This is a genomic window from Paenibacillus lacisoli (assembly GCF_030580655.1).
GTDB classification, from domain to species: domain Bacteria; phylum Bacillota; class Bacilli; order Paenibacillales; family Paenibacillaceae; genus Paenibacillus; species Paenibacillus lacisoli.
Genome location: NZ_JAUQTB010000011.1, coordinates 19,322 through 34,844, shown reverse-complemented (window position 1 = coordinate 34,844; position 15,523 = coordinate 19,322). Strand labels below are relative to the sequence as shown.

20 protein-coding genes and 1 pseudogene are annotated in these 15,523 nt (G+C 49.4%); 15 read left to right on the top strand and 6 right to left on the bottom strand.

The genetic code is table 11. From position 1 onward, the window contains the following. Positions 1-38: 38 nt before the first annotated feature. Positions 39-1,334, bottom strand: coding sequence for an ammonium transporter (locus tag Q5741_RS16350; protein ID WP_305025193.1), 1,296 nt, complete (start codon positions 1,332-1,334; stop codon positions 39-41). Then, positions 1,331-1,747 carry a hypothetical protein gene (locus Q5741_RS16345; protein WP_305025191.1) on the bottom strand — a complete coding sequence of 139 codons (417 nt, stop codon included), beginning with the start codon at positions 1,745-1,747 and terminating at the stop codon, positions 1,331-1,333. The genes Q5741_RS16350 and Q5741_RS16345 overlap by 4 nt, the downstream gene beginning before the upstream one ends. Before the next feature lie 287 nt (positions 1,748-2,034). On the opposite strand from Q5741_RS16345, the gene Q5741_RS16340 reads away from it, so the two are divergent. Continuing rightward, positions 2,035-2,163 carry a DUF6254 family protein gene (locus tag Q5741_RS16340; RefSeq protein ID WP_305025190.1) on the top strand — a complete coding sequence of 43 codons (129 nt, stop codon included), beginning with the start codon at positions 2,035-2,037 and terminating at the stop codon, positions 2,161-2,163. A 185-nt stretch (positions 2,164-2,348) separates the two neighbouring features. Here the strand turns inward: Q5741_RS16340 and Q5741_RS16335 are convergent, their stop codons facing one another. Then, positions 2,349-2,693 carry a winged helix-turn-helix transcriptional regulator gene (locus tag Q5741_RS16335; RefSeq protein WP_305025189.1) on the bottom strand — a complete coding sequence of 115 codons (345 nt, stop codon included), beginning with the start codon at positions 2,691-2,693 and terminating at the stop codon, positions 2,349-2,351. Between the two features lie 148 nt (positions 2,694-2,841). On the opposite strand from Q5741_RS16335, the gene Q5741_RS16330 reads away from it, so the two are divergent. The 6 genes from Q5741_RS16330 to Q5741_RS16305 all read left to right on the top strand — a co-directional run bounded on the left by Q5741_RS16330 (position 2,842) and on the right by Q5741_RS16305 (position 9,530). After that, entirely contained in the window at positions 2,842-3,780 is a 939-nt protein-coding gene (locus Q5741_RS16330; RefSeq protein ID WP_305025188.1) for an aldo/keto reductase family protein, read from the top strand. A gap of 60 nt (positions 3,781-3,840) precedes the next feature. Then, positions 3,841-4,809, top strand: a complete 969-nt coding sequence (locus Q5741_RS16325) for an aldo/keto reductase (RefSeq protein ID WP_305025187.1) — start codon at positions 3,841-3,843, stop codon at positions 4,807-4,809. 293 nt (positions 4,810-5,102) lie between these two features. Further along, complete coding sequence (locus Q5741_RS16320; protein WP_305025186.1) at positions 5,103-6,263, top strand: type III polyketide synthase; 1,161 nt, start codon at positions 5,103-5,105, stop codon at positions 6,261-6,263. Continuing rightward, on the top strand, positions 6,250-6,981 hold the full coding sequence (locus tag Q5741_RS16315; protein ID WP_305025185.1) for an SAM-dependent methyltransferase: 732 nt from the start codon (positions 6,250-6,252) through the stop codon (positions 6,979-6,981). Before Q5741_RS16320 ends, Q5741_RS16315 begins: the two co-directional genes overlap by 14 nt. A 19-nt stretch (positions 6,982-7,000) precedes the next feature. Next, the gene (locus Q5741_RS16310; RefSeq protein WP_305025184.1) at positions 7,001-8,173 is read left to right on the top strand and encodes an NAD(P)/FAD-dependent oxidoreductase; all 1,173 of its coding nucleotides are present in this window, start codon (positions 7,001-7,003) and stop codon (positions 8,171-8,173) included. Positions 8,174-8,339: 166 nt separating this feature from the next. Then, on the top strand, positions 8,340-9,530 hold the full coding sequence (locus tag Q5741_RS16305) for an aminotransferase-like domain-containing protein (RefSeq protein ID WP_305025183.1): 1,191 nt from the start codon (positions 8,340-8,342) through the stop codon (positions 9,528-9,530). Positions 9,531-9,587: 57 nt separating this feature from the next. Here the strand turns inward: Q5741_RS16305 and Q5741_RS16300 are convergent, their stop codons facing one another. Together Q5741_RS16300 and Q5741_RS16295 are read right to left on the bottom strand one after the other, a co-directional pair. Then, positions 9,588-9,692, bottom strand: coding sequence for a YjcZ family sporulation protein (locus Q5741_RS16300; protein ID WP_305025182.1), 105 nt, complete (start codon positions 9,690-9,692; stop codon positions 9,588-9,590). Between the two features lie 198 nt (positions 9,693-9,890). Next, a complete protein-coding gene (locus Q5741_RS16295) occupies positions 9,891-10,163 on the bottom strand; it encodes a DUF2188 domain-containing protein (RefSeq protein ID WP_305025181.1) in 273 nt (90 codons plus the stop codon). Positions 10,164-10,292: 129 nt separating this feature from the next. Here Q5741_RS16295 and Q5741_RS16290 point away from each other — a divergent pair, with 129 nt between their 5' ends. Further along, complete coding sequence (locus Q5741_RS16290; protein WP_305025294.1) at positions 10,293-11,126, top strand: SPL family radical SAM protein; 834 nt, start codon at positions 10,293-10,295, stop codon at positions 11,124-11,126. 66 nt (positions 11,127-11,192) lie between these two features. Here Q5741_RS16290 and Q5741_RS21695 read toward each other — a convergent pair. Beyond that, positions 11,193-11,423: pseudogene (locus Q5741_RS21695) on the bottom strand (M15 family metallopeptidase); the annotation flags it as partial. Positions 11,424-11,667: 244 nt separating this feature from the next. On the opposite strand from Q5741_RS21695, the gene Q5741_RS16280 reads away from it, so the two are divergent. The 7 genes from Q5741_RS16280 (at position 11,668) to Q5741_RS16255 (ending at position 15,455) form a co-directional block, all read left to right on the top strand. Further along, a complete protein-coding gene (locus tag Q5741_RS16280) occupies positions 11,668-11,937 on the top strand; it encodes a metal-sensitive transcriptional regulator (protein WP_305025180.1) in 270 nt (89 codons plus the stop codon). Between the two features lie 28 nt (positions 11,938-11,965). Continuing rightward, a complete protein-coding gene (locus Q5741_RS16275; protein ID WP_305025179.1) occupies positions 11,966-12,286 on the top strand; it encodes a rhodanese-like domain-containing protein in 321 nt (106 codons plus the stop codon). Positions 12,287-12,345: 59 nt separating this feature from the next. After that, a complete protein-coding gene (locus Q5741_RS16270) occupies positions 12,346-12,786 on the top strand; it encodes a rhodanese-like domain-containing protein (RefSeq protein ID WP_305025178.1) in 441 nt (146 codons plus the stop codon). A 151-nt stretch (positions 12,787-12,937) separates the two neighbouring features. After that, positions 12,938-13,555 carry a polysaccharide deacetylase family protein gene (locus tag Q5741_RS16265; RefSeq protein ID WP_305025177.1) on the top strand — a complete coding sequence of 206 codons (618 nt, stop codon included), beginning with the start codon at positions 12,938-12,940 and terminating at the stop codon, positions 13,553-13,555. Positions 13,556-13,812: 257 nt separating this feature from the next. After that, positions 13,813-13,977 carry a hypothetical protein gene (locus tag Q5741_RS16260; RefSeq protein ID WP_305025176.1) on the top strand — a complete coding sequence of 55 codons (165 nt, stop codon included), beginning with the start codon at positions 13,813-13,815 and terminating at the stop codon, positions 13,975-13,977. Next, on the top strand, positions 13,974-14,141 hold the full coding sequence (locus tag Q5741_RS21690; protein ID WP_407074372.1) for a stalk domain-containing protein: 168 nt from the start codon (positions 13,974-13,976) through the stop codon (positions 14,139-14,141). The genes Q5741_RS16260 and Q5741_RS21690 overlap by 4 nt, the downstream gene beginning before the upstream one ends. 186 nt (positions 14,142-14,327) lie before the next feature. Then, positions 14,328-15,455, top strand: a complete 1,128-nt coding sequence (locus Q5741_RS16255; protein WP_305025175.1) for an NAD(P)/FAD-dependent oxidoreductase — start codon at positions 14,328-14,330, stop codon at positions 15,453-15,455. The last annotated feature ends 68 nt before the right edge of the window (positions 15,456-15,523 follow it).

The following is a 15,523-nucleotide window of genomic DNA, read 5'->3' as shown; positions in this document are numbered from 1 at the left end:
GAGCCTCCATTTATTGGAGGCTCTTCTAATATCAGATTCTATTCCTTTTTTCGCAGTTCGACAATGTCTTCTGCTAGCAGATGCTCAAGCTGGTCAATGAATTCATGAGAGCGGTCCGCTGCCATGATCCCGTGGTAACTGATATCCAGTCCTATTTCTTCTTCTTCTTCGGTGGAGCGGACGCTGACGAGCTTTCCGATCGCTTTCAAGCCAATCCAGGTTATTGCAAAACCCCATGCAGCCAGAGCGATGAGCCCTAGGACTTGTACACCCAGAAGGCGGAAGCCTCCCCCATAGAACAGGCCTTTATCCGTTGCGAATAAGCCGACTGCGATCGTTCCCCAGGCACCCGAAACCGCATGTACCGGGAAGGCACCTACCGGGTCGTCAATTCTTCGTTCTTCAAGCCACCGGGTAGCTGTCATCATCAACATGCCTGACACCGCGCCGATGAGAATAGCTGCAGCGTCACTGACAAAAGCACATCCTGCGGTGATCCCAACCAATCCTGCAAGTGATCCGTTAATGACAGAAGGGGCATCAGAGCGCTGATAACGGAACAGCGTATAAATTAAGGTCACTGCACCGCCTGAAGCGGCAGAGAGCATAGTCGTTAGCGCAATATGGCCGATCCGCACATCGGTTGCACTCAGTGTACTGCCTGCATTAAACCCGAACCATCCGAACCATAGCAGGAATGCACCCACAGAGGCCAGCGGCAAATTGCTTGGCAGGGCAACCGTACTTTCGCCCGATTCATTAAATTTACCTTTGCGCGGTCCGACGACCAGGGCAGCGGCCAGCGCGGAGAATCCTCCGAGGGCGTGGATGACGGCTGATCCGGCAAAATCCTGCAGTCCTAGCTGGGTAAGCCAGCCGCCTCCCCATGCCCAGTGACCGCCAATCGGGTAAATAAGCCCGGTCATGAGCAGAATGTACAGAAGATATGCACGGAAGTTAATACGCTCAGCCACAGCACCTGAAACAATTGAGATGACTGCGATTGTGAAGGCGGCCTGGAAAAGCCAATATGTATCCAGCGAGACTGGTAAATTCAGATGGCTTAAATTGCCACCAAGGAAAAATCCGCTGGTGCCAATCAGGCCTGCTGTGTCTTTGCCGTACATCAGACCGAATCCAAGAATGTAGAATACAAGCGTCCCAATCGTGATATCGGCGAATACCTTCATGATGATATTCACACTATTCTTATAACGAACAAAACCTGCCTCTAGTAGGGCAAAACCGCCCTCCATCAGCAGAATCATGGCAGCGCTGAGTACGACCCAGACGGTATCCATCCCGGTGACCAGCGTCTGAATGGATGAATTCATGGTGACAACGCCTCTCTTTCCCGGAGCAGCCGGATTTCACGGATCAGCTCTGGTGACAGGAGCAGTTCGCGGTTGGGGTGATCCTTCGTGCGAAGAAGGTCAAGAATGTGATCCAGTTCACGAATCCGACTTTTAATCTTGTCGATTTTCTTGAATCGTTCTTTTACATGTACCATATATTCTACAGCCTGATGATGACTGGCAGGGCGGCCTGCAAACAGGCGCCGGAATGGAGACATGGACTGGTACAGCGCTTCTTCTGCACGCCGTTTCTGCTCGTAACGGTTAATTTTGTTTTTCAAAGTTTCAATATCTTCTTCTTTAGCAGATTTAATACATTCAACTAAACGGGTTAATTCGTGCTCCGGCAGATCAAAAATGACGTTCCGATAGACTTCATCGATGATAACCATGTCAGGTCTCCTTACACATTGAGTAACTTTAGTTGATTATAAGAACATTACTAGAAGAAGTCAATAGAATGAATTTAGTAGAGGTATAAGGGTGGAAAGCAGAGGGGATATCCGATAAGATAGTATAAAGCACCAGCGAAACCCAAACGTATCTTTCACACATGTACACTTTAATGCATTAAAGCGAATAAATCAAGACAGCATGAATACAAGCATGTATGAAAAACTTTCTGACTCCACAAACTAACATGGTCGTATATTCCGCTATCCAGAGGAGGTCTCTTGTCATGGCTCAGCAGAAGAGAAGGAAAGAAGCTGCCTGGAAGTCACGTAAGCAAGATCAGCATCCCCATGGTAAAATCAAATCACTGAAGGAGTTATCCAGTGAGTATGATGCGGAGTTTACTTCGATATAAAGCATGAGGAAAGGCTGTCGGCAAGGTTCTGCCGGCAGCCTTTTCTATGTCACGGACTTCGTATGAGGTTTTCTTAGGAAAAATGATGTCAAAAGAACGGGCTGCTCGCCTGTAGAAGTTTGATATCCTTAGGAACATGAAGTTTTGCTCATGAATGCCTGAATGGATGATGTACATGCGGATTTTCAGGTCCAGCGGGCAGCCCAGAGCTTCATTTCATGACAGATGACATGTAGATCATGACCCTTGGGTGTAAGGGAGTACTCAACCGTCACCGGCACCGTTGGAAAAGCTTCCCGTTCCAGCACACCTTGCTCCTCCAGATGACGCAAGGTGCTTGTAAGCGCGCGTGGACTCACGTTGGGAATTCTACGCTGCAGTTCACCGAAACGCAGTTTGCCGCAGAACAGTTCGCGGATAACCAGAAATGCCCATTTTCCACCAAGAACGTCGAGCGTCTTCTCGATGTTACACTCGATATGCTCCGGATTTTTAGGGATATAGCTGCTGGCTTTTTTCACGGTTTTCATAGACATCCTCCTAGCATATATTCCACTATACTAAAGTATAGTATCTATCTTCCCTATAATTAAGTGAATAACATTTCACTTCTTCAAATCTTATATGAACTTCTTTAGAATGAAAAGGGTATCATTACAATTCAAGGAGGCTCACACAATGAAATATCGCAGATTAGGTGGAAGCGGACTGAAAGTAAGTGAAATCAGCTTGGGCAGCTGGCTTACATATGGTGGATATGTTGAACGTGAAAACGCAGTAAATTCTATTAAGACAGCATACGACCTGGGTATTAATTTTTTTGATACAGCTAATGTATATGAAAAAGGTGCAGCTGAGGAGCTGGTAGGCAGGGCGCTGCGCGAATATCCGCGTGAATCCTATGTTCTGGCTACCAAAGCATTCTGGCCGATGGGTGAAGGGCCAAATGATAAAGGACTGTCCCGCAAGCACATTATGGAGCAGGCGCATGCGAGCTTGAAGCGTCTTGGACATGACTATATTGATATCTTTTACTGCCATCGTCATGACCCGGAAACACCGATTCAGGAAACACTTCGTGCCATTGATGACCTCGTGCGTCAAGGGAAAGTCCTGTATGTCGGTGTAAGTGAGTGGCAGGCATCGCAAATTGCGGAAGCGCTTGCGGTAGCCGACCGCTATCTGCTCGACCGAATCGTTGTGAACCAGCCTATTTACAACATGTTTGAACGCTATATCGAAAAAGAAGTTATGCCTCTTAGCGAAAGGTCCGGCATCGGTCAGGTCGTGTTCTCACCACTGGCGCAAGGGTTACTGACCGGGAAATATACGTCGGCAAGCGACATTCCACAGGACAGCCGTGCAGCAAAGCTGGAATGGATGCGTAAAGGAGTCACCGAAGAGAAAATCAACAAGGTGAAACAGCTGGAAGGTATTGCTGCGGAACTGGGCATTTCGGTCGGGAACCTTGCGTTGGCCTGGATTCTGCGTAACGAGAACGTAGCCAGCGCCCTGGTGGGTGCCAGCCGTCCGGAGCAGGTTACAGAGAATGCCAAAGCTTCCGGCATTGAACTTAGCTCTGATGTACTGGAACAGATCGAGAACATTTTGGACTAATCGGCTTCAAGCACCAGGCTGAACGTAAAATCATCACATCTACAGGAGGTAATCAAACTTATGAACTATAGAAGCCTTGGCAAGACGGGTCTAATGGTATCCGAGATCGGATATGGCGCTTGGGGAATCGGCAAGACAGCATGGCTCGGAGCTGAGGACGATGAATCAGTAAAGGCGCTTAACCGTTCCATTGACTTGGGGCTTAATTTCATTGATACTGCCCTCGGATATGGTGACGGACATAGTGAGAAGCTGGTCGGGCAGGTCATTCGCGACAGATCCGAGCAGGTATATGTCGCTTCCAAGATTCCGCCAAAAAACGGACAATGGCCGGCGCGTGATGGTGTGCCTTCCAGAGATACATTTACTGCCGAGCATGTTATTGCCTCAACCGAACAAAGCCTGCGGAATCTCGGAATGGAGACAATAGACGTTCAGCAGTTCCATGTATGGTCTGATGAGTGGGTTCAGCAGGGAGATTGGCTGGAAGGTGTGCAGAAATTAAAGGAGCAAGGAAAAATCCGCTTCTTCGGTGTCTCCATTAACGACCACCAGCCTAACAATGCCATCAAGCTGATTGAGAGTGGTCTTGTTGATACGGTACAAGTGATCTACAACCTCTTTGACCAAAGTCCCGAGGATGCCCTGCTGCCAGCCTGCCAGGCACATAATGTCGGTGTCATCGTCAGAGTGGCTCTGGATGAAGGCGGGTTGACCGGTAATATAACACCAGATACTCAATTCTCAGAAGGGGACTTCCGCAATCATTATTTCGGAGGAAGCCGCAAGCAGGAAGTGTATGACCGGGTTCAGAGCATCGCTTCTGAGCTTCACATATCGACAGATCAAATGGCTGAAACAGCTCTTCGTTATGTACTCAGCCATCCGGCAGTCTCGACCGTTATTCCAGGGATGCGTTCCGTTCGTAATGTCGAGCGCAATATGCAAATCGGCGATGGAAAAGGCCTTCCGGAGGAGCAGGTGAAGCTTCTCAAAAAACACCGTTGGATCCGCAACTTCTATCAATAGACAGTAATATAGCGGCCATAATGGCCTTTCCAGTTATATATGCCAGCTGTGTACATCAAAACCGCGGATCACGCGGTTTTTTTGTTTTTTAAACGAAATTAATGGGAAGTATTACCTGTGGCGGCCGCTGGTTATAGGCTTAGAGAAACAGGTTATGTTAATCATACATTCAAATATTTGACGGCGCTCCAGCTTAAATACAAGTGTCTTCAAGATTACAAACTAGCGGTTAAGGGTAAGGGTTGTTAATTGCCTTAAATACTATGATGAATTTCACCCAAGGAGGTCCGTTAATGAATCAAACAACAAGCCGTTCTGATGCAGCCATTCTCGGGATGGGCAGTGCATTACCTGTTAACGCGGTGGCACAATCCGACATTGCCGAACTAATTGCTTCGTCACTGCATGACGCTCCCGATTTGGCCCGTTTTGCGAGACGAATATTCCGATCCTGTGGTGTAGAGACACGGTACACGGTTGAACCCAGCTATTTGGGATCTCTGGAAGACTGCCGCTACCTCCCTTCCCACAACCATTCTGACATTCCTTCGACAGAAGAACGCATGAATACATACCAGCAGGAAGCACTTCCGTTAGGATCTGAAGCTGCAGAAAAGGCTCTGCAGGATGCGGGTGTATCACCGGAAAGAATTACACATCTCATTACTGTGAGTTGTACTGGTCAGTATCTGCCAGGACTGGACGTTATGCTGATCCGCAAGCTTGGTTTGTCGCTGCGTGTCAACCGCCTGCCGTTGATTTTCCAGGGATGCGCTGCGGGTCTTAAGGCTATTCAGATGGCCAGGGACGTTGTTCAGGGTTCTCCTGGGGCCCAGGTGCTTGTCGTCTGTGTAGAGCTGTGTACACTGCACTTCCAGCCGGTTAAGGAGCGTGAGGCCCTGTTCGCGGCTTCCTTCTTCGGTGATGGTGCTTCAGCATGTGTGATCGGTACACCGGAACAGCGGCATCGTAATTATTTGAAATTGGGCACAGGGTATTCTGTACTGCTTCCGGACTCTACAGAGGATATGACATGGGAGGTAGGCAATCACGGTTTTGACCTTTACCTTTCCCCGCGTATTCCGAAGCTGCTTGGCGCTCATCTGGAAGAAGAACTGCGTTTGCTGCTTCAGGGGGATCAGCTCCCTGAATTGTGGGCCATTCATCCGGGCGGCCGGGGGATTGTCGATTCGGTTCAGGACGTGATGAAGCTTACGGATGAACAAACCCGGTACAGCAGGGATATTTTGCGGACCGTAGGCAACCTGTCATCGAACACGATCTTATATGTACTCGATGCCATGCGACAGGACATGAAAGTCAACGACCGGATGAACACATCGGGGGTTGCTATGGCTTTCGGACCAGGGCTGACAGCAGAGCTGATGCGCTTTACTTATGTACCGGAACATTCCGCGAACGTCAAGGAGCAAGAACGTCATGTCTTTCTTTAGAACATTGTCGATGCGGGCTCAAGAGGATGAGCTGATGGATGATTTCTCTATGGGCGGAGAAGAATTAAGTGAAGCTCTTAAGCATTTGCGGAGATTGAATAAAATATTTGCAGCTCCCGGGCCCACGCGAGCAGGTGTCGAGAAGCTGTGGAGGGCGATGGGAAGTCCTGGCCAGCTATCGGTTCTGGATGTTGGAGCAGGTTCGGGGGACGTTAACCAGAAGCTGCTGGAGTGGGCCGACCAGAAGGGGGTTGAGCTGTCCATTATGCTGATTGACCTCACAGAAGAAGCCTGCGAAGAAGCGAGACAGCTCTTCCGGAATGAACCCCGTATTCAGGTTCAACGTGCTGATGTGAGAGAACTGAAGAGTGCTGCGGCAGACATTGTGACAGGTTCACAATTCGTGCATCATTTTGACGGACAGCAGCTGGTGGACATTGTATCTCATATGCTGAGAGCATCCCGATACGGAGTAGTGATTAACGATATCCATCGTCATCCTATATCCTATACCGCGGTATGGCTGACGACGCGCATGATCTCACGCAATCGTTATATCCGGCATGACGGTCCGTTGTCCGTAGCGAAAGGGTTTACTGGGGAAGACTGGAGAGAGCTGAAGGAGAAGCTGAACCATGACACGATGACGTATGAATGGAAGCCGATGTTTCGCTATTCCGTCATTATCCCGAACGGCGGACAGCCTAATGCTCGATAGACAGGAAGGTGAGTTGATCATGTCACGACCCTCAGTACGAATACCTCAATATGACGTCGTGGTTATTGGTGCGGGTATTGCCGGCAGTACCTGTGCACTGCAGCTGGCCGGCCATGGCTACCGCACCCTTCTTCTCGATCGTCAGGAGTTTCCCCGCCACAAGACCTGTGGAGAGTTCATGTCTCCAGAGTCCCGGGAGATGCTGGAGCTGCTTGGAATTCAGCTGGAAGATCAGGGAATCAAGCCCAGTATGATGGATCGTGCCAGAATTATCATGCCGCAGGGCGGAGAGATCGAAGCCGGGCTGCCAGGACAGGCGCGGGGAATCAGCCGCTATGAGCTGGATCGTCTCCTGCATGCCAAAGCAGTTGCTGCTGGTACTGAATTGGCCACCCGTACTGTTGTAACAGGGATCCGGCAGCTGAAGGATCGTAGTTATGAAGTGGATACCCTTCAGAGCGGGGAGAAGATACGCTATCACACACGGACAGTCATCGGTGCTTTTGGAACCAAAAAGCCGCGCGGAACCCCGACTATGCCTGGCATGCGAGATGATCAGGTCTATGTTGGAGTCAAATCCCATTTCAGCGGGATAGAGGTACCATCCCGTGTGGAGCTGTATTTCTGTGAAGGTGGTTATGTTGGTATTTCCCCGATCGAGCACGGCAAGGCTAACATTGCTGCGCTTCTGACATTGGAGACGGTGCAGGGGAGCGGGACTTCCGTACCGGATATTCTGCAGGCAGCAGCAAGGACGAACCCCAAGTTGGCCTCGCGGCTGGCTGAAGGAGCTCCTGTCCCGGATACGCAGGTGTCCATTGCTCCGCTTCATTTATCGAATGTACCCGAGCCCTGGTCCCAGTACCCTCATATTGGCGATGCCTTGTTAATGATTCCTCCTCTGTGCGGTGACGGAATGTCGATCGCTCTGCGTTCTTCCCTGCTTGGCGCACGATGGACAGAGCATTACTTAAGCGGTGAGATTCGCTATGAAGATTGGCAGAGAGGCTACGAGCTAGAAGCGAATCAGGAGTTTACGCAGCTGCTGCGGCGGGCAAGGCGGTTCCAGAAGCTGGCTTTTGCCAGAACCAATCGTTTCTATCCCGGACTTGCACGTCTCGTTCCCGGGTTGGCTCAATATGTGGTCAAGGCGACGAGGCTGTCAGAAATGAAGACAGTCCCCAGAGTCTAGAATAAACTCATCGCAGAGGCCGGGCATCCGGCCTTTTTGAGTTGGATTTATATTTGACTGTGTATCCATGAAGAAGCTTTGGGATTTGGATGAAACCGCCGTATAATAGAACCTAGTATAGATCGATAAACGAAGTATGAAATAAAGAAGGAGGGTACATAATCTGATGAAATATTCTTTTTCCAATCGGATGACTGCACTGCAGCCATCGATTATTCGCGAGATTCTGAAGGCCAGCTCCGGCCAAAATGTGATTCCTTTCTCTGCAGGCAACCCGGCACCCGAGACGTTTCCGGTTGAAGCCATCCGGACGTTCACCCAATCCATTCTTGAAAACGAGCCTGTAGCCGCACTCCAGTATGGAATAACAGAAGGGTATGCTCCTCTTCGCGAGACGCTGCTCCGTCACCTGAAGACCGGATTTGCGACAGGATCTGAAGAGGATGATTTGTTTATTGTCTCCGGCGCCCAGCAGGGGATTGAGCTGGCTTGCAAGGTATTCTGCAACGAAGGAGATACCATTATTTGTGAGAGTCCCAGCTTTATCGGGTCACTCAATTCTTTCCGCTCTGCCGGTGCCAGGCTTGTAGGTGTACCTATAGAAGCCGATGGGATCGACATCAGCAGGCTGGAGCATGCGCTTCGAACCGAGCCGAATGTCAAATTGATCTATCTTATTCCAAGCTTTCAGAATCCGACGGGACTCACGACCAGTCTGGAGAAACGTAAGGCGATTTATGCCTTGGCTAAGCAGTATGGCGTCATGATATTGGAAGACAATCCATATGGTGAGCTTCGCTTTCAAGGGGAGGATGTACCGACAATCAAGTCCATGGACGATGAGGGAATGGTCATTTATGTAGGCTCTTTCTCCAAAATATTGTCTGCAGGTCTAAGAGTGGGTTATGTTCTTGCCCCGCAGGAGGTTGTGCAGAAAATGGTTGTGGCCAAGCAGGGAGAGGACGTGCATACTGCCATGCTGCCGCAGATTCTGGCTTACCGATTCATGACTGATTATGATTATGCAGGGCATATCAGCAAAATCCGTAACATTTACCGCAGAAAATCATCCTTGATGATTGCCGGTCTGCAGGAACATTTGGGCCAGACGATAACATTCACCTATCCTGACGGCGGTTTATTCCTGTGGTGTGATCTTCCTGCTCACATACCCATGCTGGATTATGCCAAAGCGGCCGCGGCCGAGGGTGTTGCTGTCGTGCCGGGTACCGCGTTTCTCGTTGAAGAAACAGATGCATGTCATGCTATCAGGCTGAACTTTTCTACACCTTCGGATGAGCAGATTGAAAGAGGTGTTGAGATTTTGGGCCAGGTTTTGAAAAGCTTCAGAAGCTGATCTTTCCAAAGGACCCGCCAGAATCACCAGGGGTCCTTCGGGCAGACATCTTCCAGGTTAGATCAGGAATGAACGTGTGATGATGACCAACAGAATAAAGAGCACCAGGATGGCTGCAGTGGAGGTGAAAGCACCGCCGCGGCCGTATCCAACTTCACTCATTTGTCAAACCCCCTTTGCTGCAGATTACTGTAGCTTATGGGAGTTGGAGCTCAAATGATTGGGTGGCTGGGGATATGGCAGCCTAAATCCCTGACATGCTCCACAAAACTAAGCCTGCGGGCCTTCAAGTACAGCAAAGCCCGGCCGGGGGTATTCATCCTCCTGCCGGGCTCTTCGTTTAGTAAACAACCTGTTCCTCTATTGGTTATCCTGATAATTAATCTGATCTTCAATGCGTCCATGCTCGTTATGAATAATGGCCATCGTGCCTGCTTCTTCAGCACGTCTTTTGGCCTCATCCATGGCCTCTTTCCGGTCCCCGGTTGTCAGAAGAGGTTCATCCTTGCCTTCTTCCTTGACAGCCCAACCTTTGTCATCATGGGGTACAACGTGATAGCGGGCTTCGTCGGTGCCGGCACGTTTTTCAAAATATTGGTCGCGTTCCGGATTTTCGCCTCTTGTGTTTGCCATGTCCATCCCTCCTGCAGGTTATAATGAGTTCATACTCTATAATTTATTACCCCTGTAAGGTGAAAAAAATCGGGATGCGGCTTATAAAGCCCAGAAGAAATCTTAATGATCCAAGTAGGAGGGGAGCGCATCATGATCGAGATAAAGGAAATTTTTGCAAAGAAAATACTGACCGAGGCCAGCGGTTATCTGGATGTAGGCTATACTCACTCTTTGAATGCGTACAGCGGCTGTGCATTCGCCTGCAGCTACTGTTATGTGCGCGAAATGCCGATTCAAAAATTCAGAGACGTTCCCTGGGGACAATGGGTCGATATTAAGTTGAATGCCGCTGACAATTACAGGAATGAGATGCAGAAGCTGCGGAAGAAAAAAAAACCTGTCAGGCTGTTCATGTCTTCTGCAACAGACCCTTATCAGCCGCTCGAACAGAAAGCCGGAATAACCCGGGCGATCCTGGAGGCTATGCTCGAGCAGCCTCCGGACATGGTGCAAATTCAGACCCGTAGTCCCTGGGTTACAAGAGATATCGATATACTGCAGCAGCTGCAAAACAAGTGTGAAGTTCTCATATCTATGACCATCGAGACAGACCGGGATGAAGTCAGGAGACTGTTTGCTCCCTATGCACCAGGGATTAAGCAGCGCATAGAGGCGCTGAAGAAGCTTCATGAGGCCGGTATTACAACACAGGCTTCCATTTCACCTGTTCTCCCGTTTACCCCTGATTTCCCGCAGAGTCTTATCGGAGCAGCGGATTACATCTGGATTGATACACTGATTATTGGCGATGGCTCCATGGGACGGCGCTCAGCCCGTCTCGGCATGCCCGGACGATTTGCAGAGCATGGTTTCGAGAAATGGTATGAACCTAATTTGCATCTGAAGGTTGAGAAATATTTCGAGAAGTGGTACCCCAGCGACCGTGTCCGGGTATCCCGAGATGAAGCTCTGTCAAAATGAGACAGGCTTGAATGTGATATTCAAGCTTTTTCCTGCTCATGCTTCAAGAAGGTCTCTTCATTATGTTCAGATGGATGACTGGATGCTGATGAATTCCTCCAAGGTCTGATCATGCTTGTGCATCGCTGTCGCTGCTTGCTTTCCGACATAAAGCAAATGCCACGGCTCGTACATGTACCCTGTTATACGCTGTGTTCCCTGAGGATAACAGATAATAAAGCCGTATTCATAGGCGTGGGCTGCCAGCCAGCCTGCTTCAGGCGTTCCGCCAAAGCAGCCGGTTGCCGCACAGCTTCCGCCCGTGCGGCATTCTGACGCATCATGCGTTTCTCTATTTTTTCATTAAAAACAAAGCGTACGTCCGGAGGGAAAATGTATCAATGCTGTAATCGTTGTGTCTGAATAAATTCAGACATGTATCCAACTTGTAAAATTAGCAGATCGGCTGAAAAAAAGATGAATTGTATATTTACATTTAAAACGAATATAATACCCCTAGGGGTATAATGATAAATATCGTATCCTGAAGGGGGATTGCCTGTTGGATTATCAGTATCCCGATAATATCAAATCGCGGCTTAAGCGGATTGAAGGGCAAGCGAGAGGAGTTCTGCGGCTCATGGAAGAACAACAACCGTGTAAGGATGTAGTAGCTCAATTGTCAGCAATCCGAAATGCTGCCGATAAAGCGATTGCTCAGATTGTTGCCGAAAATTTACTGCATTGTATCCAAACCGAGCAGGCTGCGGGCGATCCGGATACAGAGAGACTGGTCGAGGAAGCCGTGAAGCTGCTGGTGAAAAGTCGATAAATATATTCAAAAGATCAGGAGGAACGAAATGGCTTTTAAAATTCCCAAAGAAATGACACCTCAAGAGCTTGATTCACGATTGAAACAAGGTGAAAAACTTCTGATGCTCGATGTCCGGGAACCCGTGGAATGGATGGAAGGACATGTACCCGGTGCCCTTCATATTCCTCTAGGTGCCCTTTCAGAACGTCATCAGGAGCTTGATCCTCAGCGTGAAATCATTGTGATGTGCAGAAGCGGCAGCCGAAGCGGTCTTGCCTGCGAGCTCCTGCATGAGCGCGGGTACAGGGTTGTGAATATGGAAGGCGGATTAAGCGCATGGACAGGTCAACTTACCCGTGAAACATAATATCATGAAATCAATAGAGTGTATAACATATACAATACTACAATAAGGGAGATGCAGAAGTGCTGCTGATCTATCTGTTAACCGGGTGGGGATTTCTCTGGCTGCTTCGCCAGCTCTGGCCGCTTCATTATCTGAATTTTGTCAGTGGTGAAGAAGCTGCAGCGGAGGGTCTGTTATGCCCGGAGACGACATGGCTGGATGTCAGAGACGCTTCCGAGGCACAAGATCATCCGATCCCGGGAGCCATTAATATATCTATTGGACGGCTGCCCTATACATGGGACAAATATCTGTCAGCGAATGAACGAGTGCTGATTTTTGCCAACCACAGCTTTGGGGCAAAACGGGCGGCACGGATGCTGCGGAAGCGGGGCTTTCAGCATCTGTCAGCTGTCAGAGGAACCGCAAAAAGTTATACTTTTAATCAAAATGTTCAATGCAGCCGTACCGGTCAGCCCGGCGAGCAGCCGGCTTCCCTAAAATGCTGCTGTACGTGCTGAGTAATAAATTGGGAATGAGCAATATGAAAGGTATGCAGAACCCTGACAATAGGGTTCTTTTTCTGTTATGCTCAGAGGGAATTCTTTAACCAGCAGCTGATTATGCATAAGTAAACGCTAACGATCATTTGAGCCGGGAGGGAAGGTATGTATGGATAATCACACCTTGATCACAAATAACGTTTCTACTTCGCGGAAAGCTATTGCTTTAACATTCGATGATGGACCGGACCCGGTCTATACCCCGCAAATCCAGCACATTCTGGCCGCTCATCAAGCGAAAGCCACCTTCTTTGTTATAGGTGAGAGATTGGAGGCGTACGCCGCTATTGCCGAGTCTCTTCACTTGGAAGAACACGAGCTGGGGAACCATACCTTTACCCATCCGAATATGACAGAACTCGATGCTGCCGCCTGCCGGGCGGAGATCCGCTCAACGGAAGATCAAATTTCAGCGATAACAGGCAAATGTCCAACCAGCTTCCGGGCTCCTTATTTGGCCATGGATCCACAGGTTCATCAGGTAGCGTGTGAGATGGGTTATAAGATCATCGGAGCTTCCAATACAGGAACGGATGACTGGGCAGAGCCCGGGGTGGAACATATTATAAAGTACTCGCTAAACGGGGTAGAGAACGGAAGTATTCTTCTTCTACACGACAGCGGAGGAGACCGTTCACAGACTGTAGAAGCTGTTCGAGTGCTGGTGCCGGAGCTAATCAGCCGGGGTTATGAGCTGGTTACCGTCAGTGACCTGCTTCAGCGGTGAGTCTATCAGCAATCTTGGTTAGATGTCTTTTAAGGTGCACTAAAGCTTCGCCTGCTAATGTTGCTGTATAAGCATTTCGCTTATTGCAGAGACAGGAGGAGGAGTTAGTAGTGAAGAATACGAAAATAAGACTGGCGGTATCCATGTTGTCCCTGGTTCTAGCCATGACAGGCCTTGAATGGACAGTCAGCCTGCCGTCGGTGAATGCTGCAGCAGAATAAACAGCTTCCATTGACGAACCGGTACTAGGCGTAAGCATGGATAATTTGCCCCTGATTGCAAACCTGCTGGCGGTTCCCGAATATAAAGCCAAATATTTGGACGATGTGAATCAGCTGGTGGATCACATGGAAGGAATTCAGACTCGGATCTCTGGCCTGGCTGGCCTAAGACGACTTGGAATAACACCTCCAAGACGGTGACGGCCGTCGCATTCGGACATACCGTTGAGATCCCTGTCAGCGGAACTGCGGCCATACTCAAGAATAATCGTATTTATGTTCCTGTCCGCTTCTTATCCGAGGGTTTGGGACTAAGATTGACTTGGGAGAAACAAGCACAGACTGTCAGCATCACTTCAAAATAATTATATTTGTCATAAATAATCACTGCAAAAATGAAGCAGATGAAATACCGGATTGAACGGTATTCTCTGCTTTTTTACATCGGGTAAGCCATATCTTCCTGTTAAGAGTACTGCAGGTCGGGGCAAGCAGAGTGGAACATATTAAGCTATAATAAGGGATTAGGTACAAATGAAAGGGTTGGAGTCATGAAGAAGGTTATCGTCATTGGATCCGGTATACTCGGCGCGTCTACGGCTTATCAGCTGGCGAAGATGGGAGCTGAAGTTCTCATCATAGACCGTCAGGAACCGGGACAAGCAACGGATGCGGCCGCAGGCATTATCTGCCCGTGGGTTTCCCAGCGGCGCAACCAGGCGTGGTATCGATTAGCCAAAGCAGGTGCCCGTTTCTATCCGGAACTGATCCGGGAGCTGGAAGCCGAAGGGGAGACGGACACGGGCTATGCGCAGGTAGGTGCGTTAAATGTACATAAAGACGTGGATAAGCTTCAACAAATGGAGGGGCGAGCGCTTCTCCGTAAAGAGGATGCTCCCGAGATTGGAGAGATCACCATGCTGGATGCTCAACAGACCCGCAGTCTGTTTCCGCTGCTGGCGGATGGTTATCAAGCCGTTCATATCAGCGGTGCTGCCCGTGTGGATGGCCGTGCTCTGCGTGATGCACTGATTCGGTCTGCGCTGCGTAACGGGGCTGAATCCATTCAGGGGAATGCTCTCCTTGAGCATCAGGGGAACCGGGTTGTCGGCGCTCGGGTGAATGACATTTTGTATCCTGCAGACGAAGTAATCGTATGTGCGGGAGCGTGGGCTAAAGAATTGTTCGATCCCCTGGGCATCCGATTTGATGTCCGGTATCAAAAAGCCCAGATAATGCATGTGCATACGAAGCAGCAAGGGGATACAGGGCACTGGCCTGTAATCATGCCGCCTTCCGACCAATATCTTCTGGCATTTCCCGGACAGAAGATTGTCATTGGAGCAACGCATGAGAATGATATCCATGATTATGATACCAGGATCACTGCTGGTGGGATGCAGGAAGTTCTGAACAAAGGACTTGAGCTTGCACCTGAACTAAAAGACAGTACCTTCCAGGAAGTGCGGGTAGGATTTCGTCCCTTCACTCCAGGTTTTCTGCCGGTGATGGGGACGATTCCCGGCTGGGATGGACTTATAACAGCTAATGGCCTCGGTGCTTCAGGTCTGACGATGGGCCCGTGGATCGGGAGTCAGCTGGCCAAGCTTGCACTTGGAATGGAACCTGATCTGGATATCCGGGATTATAATGTGCTGCAGGCAATCGGGACGAGCTGAAGCTCGTCTTTTTGCTTTCCCCGGCAAAATAGAGATACAAGTGCACAAAATTGTAGGAGAAGTTTTGT

Excerpts from the sequence above, each read along its gene's own strand:
- Q5741_RS16350 (WP_305025193.1), bottom strand. The coding sequence starts at position 1,334 with ATGAATTCATCCATTCAGACGCTGGTCACCGGGATGGATACCGTCTGG.
- Q5741_RS16345 (WP_305025191.1), bottom strand. The coding sequence starts at position 1,747 with ATGGTTATCATCGATGAAGTCTATCGGAACGTCATTTTTGATCTGCCG.
- Q5741_RS16340 (WP_305025190.1), top strand. The coding sequence starts at position 2,035 with ATGGCTCAGCAGAAGAGAAGGAAAGAAGCTGCCTGGAAGTCACGTAAG.
- Q5741_RS16335 (WP_305025189.1), bottom strand. The coding sequence starts at position 2,693 with ATGAAAACCGTGAAAAAAGCCAGCAGCTATATCCCTAAAAATCCGGAG.
- Q5741_RS16330 (WP_305025188.1), top strand. The coding sequence starts at position 2,842 with ATGAAATATCGCAGATTAGGTGGAAGCGGACTGAAAGTAAGTGAAATC.
- Q5741_RS16325 (WP_305025187.1), top strand. The coding sequence starts at position 3,841 with ATGAACTATAGAAGCCTTGGCAAGACGGGTCTAATGGTATCCGAGATC.
- Q5741_RS16320 (WP_305025186.1), top strand. The coding sequence starts at position 5,103 with ATGAATCAAACAACAAGCCGTTCTGATGCAGCCATTCTCGGGATGGGC.
- Q5741_RS16315 (WP_305025185.1), top strand. The coding sequence starts at position 6,250 with ATGTCTTTCTTTAGAACATTGTCGATGCGGGCTCAAGAGGATGAGCTG.
- Q5741_RS16310 (WP_305025184.1), top strand. The coding sequence starts at position 7,001 with ATGTCACGACCCTCAGTACGAATACCTCAATATGACGTCGTGGTTATT.
- Q5741_RS16305 (WP_305025183.1), top strand. The coding sequence starts at position 8,340 with ATGAAATATTCTTTTTCCAATCGGATGACTGCACTGCAGCCATCGATT.
- Q5741_RS16300 (WP_305025182.1), bottom strand. The coding sequence starts at position 9,692 with ATGAGTGAAGTTGGATACGGCCGCGGCGGTGCTTTCACCTCCACTGCA.
- Q5741_RS16295 (WP_305025181.1), bottom strand. The coding sequence starts at position 10,163 with ATGGCAAACACAAGAGGCGAAAATCCGGAACGCGACCAATATTTTGAA.
- Q5741_RS16275 (WP_305025179.1), top strand. The coding sequence starts at position 11,966 with ATGGCTTTTAAAATTCCCAAAGAAATGACACCTCAAGAGCTTGATTCA.
- Q5741_RS16265 (WP_305025177.1), top strand. The coding sequence starts at position 12,938 with ATGGATAATCACACCTTGATCACAAATAACGTTTCTACTTCGCGGAAA.
- Q5741_RS16260 (WP_305025176.1), top strand. The coding sequence starts at position 13,813 with ATGGATAATTTGCCCCTGATTGCAAACCTGCTGGCGGTTCCCGAATAT.
- Q5741_RS16255 (WP_305025175.1), top strand. The coding sequence starts at position 14,328 with ATGAAGAAGGTTATCGTCATTGGATCCGGTATACTCGGCGCGTCTACG.